Origin of the sequence: Streptomyces sp. JJ66 (assembly GCF_019303495.1) — a bacterium.
GTDB lineage: Bacteria > Actinomycetota > Actinomycetes > Streptomycetales > Streptomycetaceae > Streptomyces.
On record NZ_JAEVFI010000003.1, the window covers coordinates 134,125 to 138,490 of the forward strand.

Genomic DNA, 4,366 nt, shown 5'->3' on the forward strand with positions numbered 1-4,366 from the left:
GACCGGATTCGAACCGGCGCTACCGCCTTGAGAGGGCGGCGTGCTAGGCCGCTACACAACGGGGGCAAGCGATCTCGCTGAGGAAGATCGACGCTGGGGTACCAGGACTCGAACCTAGACTAACTGAACCAGAATCAGTCGTGCTGCCAATTACACCATACCCCACCAAAATTCAACCCCCTGGTGGGGGTTTCCTTCGGGTGTCCGCCTCCCGGTTTTTCGGCCCTTCGGCCTGCCCCGTTCGGCGACAGGAAGAACATTACCTGATCGAAGACGGTGCTCCAAAACGGGTTCCGCCCGCCTGGCGCACCGCCTGCCCGGGTGCCCGCCAGCCCCGGAACGCGGAGTTTCCGGGGCCGGTGAGCAGCGTGGGGGGGGTGCGTGAGGCCCGCCGTCAGCCCTGCGGCTGGGCGGCGAGCCGGGCCAGGGCGGTGTCCACCCGGTCCAGGGTGCGGGCGCGGCCCAGGACCTCCAGCGACTCGAACAGCGGCAGGCCCACCGTGCGCCCAGTGACGGCCACCCGCAGCGGGGCCTGTGCCTTGCCGAGCTTCAGCCCGTGCGCCTCGCCCGCCGCCAGCACGGCCTCCTTCAGCGGCTCCGCGCGCCAGGTGTCGCCTTCCAGCTCCGACAGCCGCGAGTGGATGCTGCGCAGCACGTCCTGTGCGCCGGGCTTCATCGCCTTCGCCCAGGAGACCTCGTCGCGCACCGGCTCCGCAAGGAACAGGAAGTCAACGTTGGCGGTGATGTCGGACAGGACCGTCAGACGGGTCTGCGCCAGCGGGGCCAGCTCAGCGAAGGCCGCCTGGTCGAACGCCTCCGGCGGCCACGGCGCGTACGGGGCGCGCAGCCACGGGGCGCAGGCGGCCGTGAACTGAGCCACCGGCAGCTCCCGCAGGTGGGTGGCGTTGATGGCCTCGGCCTTCTTCAGGTCGAAGCGCGCCGGGTTGGCGCCCACGGCGGTGATCTCGAACGCCTCCACCATCTCCTTCATGGAGAAGATGTCGCGGTCCTCAGCGATCGACCAGCCCAGCAGGGACAGGTAGTTGAGCAGGCCCTCGGGAAGGAAGCCCCGTTCGCGGTAGAGGTTCAGCGAGGATTCCGGCTGCCGCTTGGACAGCTTCTTGTTGCCCTCCCCCATCACGTACGGCAGGTGGCCGAACTCCGGGATCGTGCCCCGCCCGACGCCGATCTCCGCCAGCGCCCGGTACAGGGCGATCTGGCGCGGCGTGGAGGAGAGCAGGTCCTCACCCCGCAGCACGTGCGTGATCTCCATCAGCGCGTCGTCCACGGGGTTGACCAGCGTGTACAGGGGGGCGCCGTTCGCGCGGACGATGCCGAAGTCCGGGACGTTCTCGGGCTGGAAGGTGAGGTCACCGCGCACCAGGTCGGTGAAGGTGATCGGCTCCCCCGGCACCTTGAAGCGGACGATGGACGCGCGGCCAGCGGCCTCGTGGGCGGCCCGCTGCGCCTCGGTGAGGTCGCGGCACAGCCCGTCGTACCCGGAGGGGCGCCCGGCGGCGCGGGCCGCCTCACGGCGGGCTTCCAGCTCCTCGGTGGTGCAGTAGCAGCGGTACGCGTGGCCGGCCTCCAGGAGCCTGGCCGCGACGTCGGCGTACAGGTCCATGCGCTGCGACTGGCGGTAGGGGGCGTGCGGGCCGCCGACCTCGGGGCCCTCGTCCCAGTCCAGACCGAGCCAGCGCATCGCGTCGAGCAGCTGCTCGTAGGACTCCTCGGAGTCGCGCGCCGCGTCGGTGTCCTCGATGCGGAACACCAGGGTGCCGCCGTGGTGGCGGGCGAACGCCCAGTTGAACAGGGCCGTGCGGACCATCCCCACGTGGGGGTTGCCGGTGGGCGAGGGACAGAAACGGACCCGGACGTGACCCGGGTTTGCTGCGCTAGCCACGCTTGATCACCTTGTTGGTGAGAGTGCCGATGCCTTCGATGGTGACGGCGACCTCGTCGCCGGTGTTGAGGGGGCCGACGCCCGCGGGGGTGCCGGTGAGGATGACGTCGCCGGGCAGCAGCGTCATGGCCTCGGAGACGTGCACGACCAGGTCCGCCACCGAGCGGACCATCTCGCTCGTGCGGCCGAGCTGCCGCTGCTCACCGTTGACCGTGCAGGACACGGTGACGTCGGAGGGGTCCAGGTCGGTGACGACCCAGGGGCCGAGCGGGCAGGACCCGTCGAAGCCTTTCGCCCGTGCCCACTGCTCCTCGCTGCGCTGCACGTCGCGCGCGGTGAGGTCGTTGGCGCAGGTGTAGCCGAGGATCACCTCGGGAACGCGCTCGCGCGGCACCTGGTGGCACAGCCGGCCGATGACGACGGCCAGCTCCGCCTCGTGGTGCAGATCGGCGGTGAACGCGGGATAGGTCACCGGGTCGCCCGGGCCGGTGACGGACGTGGACGGCTTGAAGAAGACGACCGGCGTGTCGGGCACGGTGTGGCCCAGCTCCCTGGCGTGCTCGGCGTAGTTGCGGCCCACGGCCACGACCTTGCTGGGCAGCACGGGTGCGAGCAGCCGCACCTGGCTGACGGGGACCTTCTGGCCCGAGCGCTCGAACTCGCCGAAGGGGTGGCCCTTGATGATGTCGAGCACGGGGCCCGGCGTCCCCTCGGCGGCGTCTTGCTCCTCTACCACGCCGAAGCCGACGGTGCCGTCGATGGAGAATCTGGCGATGCGCACGGTTGCCCTTCAAGCGTCGCGGACGGTGACGCTCCAGCGTATCCGCTGGGGCCGGGCCGGGCGCGGCCTCCCCAGCCCCGGGCCACCCGCCCCGCGCACCCGGCTCGGTGGTGCGGCGCCGGGGCCGCCGGGCCCGGTCAGCGGAGGCGGGCCATCAGGGCGTGCTCGACGAGGGTGATCAGCGCGGACTTGGCGTCGCCACGGTGGCGGGCGTCGGTGGTGATGATGGGGGTGTCCGGGCCGATCTGGAGCGCCTCGCGGACCTCGTCGGGGCTGTAGGGCTGGTGACCGTCGAAGCCGTTGAGGGCGATGACGAACGGCAGGCCGCTGTTCTCGAAGTAGTCCACCGCCGGGAAGCAGTCCGCCAGACGCCGGGTGTCCACCAGCACGACGGCACCGATCGCACCACGCACCAGGTCATCCCACATGAACCAGAACCGGTCCTGCCCCGGAGTACCGAACAGGTACAGGATCAGGTCCTGGTCGAGGGTGATGCGGCCGAAGTCCATGGCCACCGTGGTGGTGGTCTTGTCACCGGTGTGGGTGAGGTCGTCGATTCCGGCCGAGGCGGAGGTCATGACGGCTTCGGTGCGCAGTGGGTTGATCTCCGATACGGCGCCCACGAAGGTCGTCTTGCCCACGCCGAACCCACCGGCCACCACGATCTTCGCGGAGGTGGTGGAGNGAGCGGGCGGCACCGCTAGAGCTTGCGAAGTCCACTGAGCACCCTTTCGAGCAGTGTCACATCTGGCTGACCACCGGCGGTCTCGTCGCCGCCGGGCTGGTGGATGGCGACGAGCCCGGCCTCGGCGAGGTCGGCGACGAGGATTCGGGCGACGCCTAGGGGAATGGAGAGCAGGGCGGAGACCTCAGCGACCGACTTGATCTCGTAGCACAGGCGGCAGATCCGCTGGTGCTCGGGAAGCTGGCCCTGGAGCCGGCCGACGTCCGCCGTGGTGTGCACCAGCGCCTCGATGGCGAGATGGTAGCGCGGGCGCGTGCGGCCGCCCGTCATGGCGTACGGACGCACCAGCGGGTGCGGCTGGCCGCTGCCCGCGCCGCCGCCCGCCGAGGAGCGCGGGGCCGGGCGCTGGTGTGGCGTCTGCCGCCGCGCCGAGGGCTGCTGGGACTGCGGCGGCTGGGGGGCCTGGTGCTGCTGGTGGCTCGGCATCGAGGGGAAGTTGTACCGCTGGTAGCCGAAGTCGCCCGCCTGCTGCTCGTTGCCGTACGGACCACCTTGGGGCGTTGTCACGTTTTCCTCCTCCAACTGCCGTGTACGCAAGACCGCCGCTCGTCCCACTGGGATCGCAGCGGGTTCCGCGTCCGAGAACTTTACGGCGCCCGGCACCCGCCGCGCACTGTGCTGTCTGCTAGTTGAGAAGACTGCCCTGCAGCTCGGCGCGGAGGTCCGGCGTCAGTACCGTACCGGCGCGGTCCACCAGGAGCGCCATTTCGTAGCCGACGAGACCGATGTCGGCGTCGGGGTGGGCGAGCACCGCCAGCGAAGAGCCGTCGGAAATCGCCATGATGAAGAGGAACCCACGCTCCATCTCCACCACGGTCTGGTTGACCGGACCGCCCTCGAAAATCCGCGACGCCCCCTGAGTCAGCGAGGACAGACCGGACGCGACAGCCGCCAGCTGATCGGCACGGTCCCGGGGAAAGCCCTCGGACATCGCCAG

At 70.5% G+C, this 4,366-nt stretch carries 4 protein-coding genes, 1 tRNA gene and 1 pseudogene (1 of these 6 cut by a window edge); all 6 read right to left on the reverse strand.

The window, feature by feature from the left end:
• Positions 1-93: 93 nt before the first annotated feature.
• Positions 94-165, reverse strand: a tRNA-Gln gene (locus tag JJV70_RS04150).
• A 229-nt stretch (positions 166-394) separates the two neighbouring features.
• Positions 395-1,828, reverse strand: coding sequence for a glutamate--tRNA ligase (gene gltX / locus JJV70_RS04155; RefSeq protein ID WP_374227242.1), 1,434 nt, complete (start codon positions 1,826-1,828; stop codon positions 395-397).
• Positions 1,829-1,895: 67 nt separating this feature from the next.
• Entirely contained in the window at positions 1,896-2,684 is a 789-nt protein-coding gene (locus JJV70_RS04160) for a fumarylacetoacetate hydrolase family protein (protein ID WP_219046305.1), read from the reverse strand.
• A 137-nt stretch (positions 2,685-2,821) separates the two neighbouring features.
• Positions 2,822-3,404 (reverse strand): annotated as a pseudogene (locus tag JJV70_RS04165) (ATP/GTP-binding protein).
• Positions 3,385-3,936 (reverse strand): DUF742 domain-containing protein, encoded by a 552-nt coding sequence (locus JJV70_RS04170; RefSeq protein WP_308294671.1) that lies wholly within the window; start codon positions 3,934-3,936, stop codon positions 3,385-3,387. The pseudogene JJV70_RS04165 and the gene JJV70_RS04170 overlap by 20 nt, the downstream one beginning before the upstream one ends.
• 118 nt (positions 3,937-4,054) lie before the next feature.
• Positions 4,055-4,366 carry the 3' portion of a roadblock/LC7 domain-containing protein gene (locus JJV70_RS04175; RefSeq protein WP_219046320.1) on the reverse strand. It continues 72 nt past the right edge of the window, so 312 of the gene's 384 nt are visible here — the last part of the coding sequence; its start codon lies off the right edge, out of view; the stop codon is at positions 4,055-4,057.

What these genes read in the sequence shown, in the direction of transcription:
- gltX (WP_374227242.1), bottom strand. Translation starts at nt 1,828, where the DNA reads ATGGTCCGCACGGCCCTGTTCAACTGGGCGTTCGCCCGCCACCACGGC.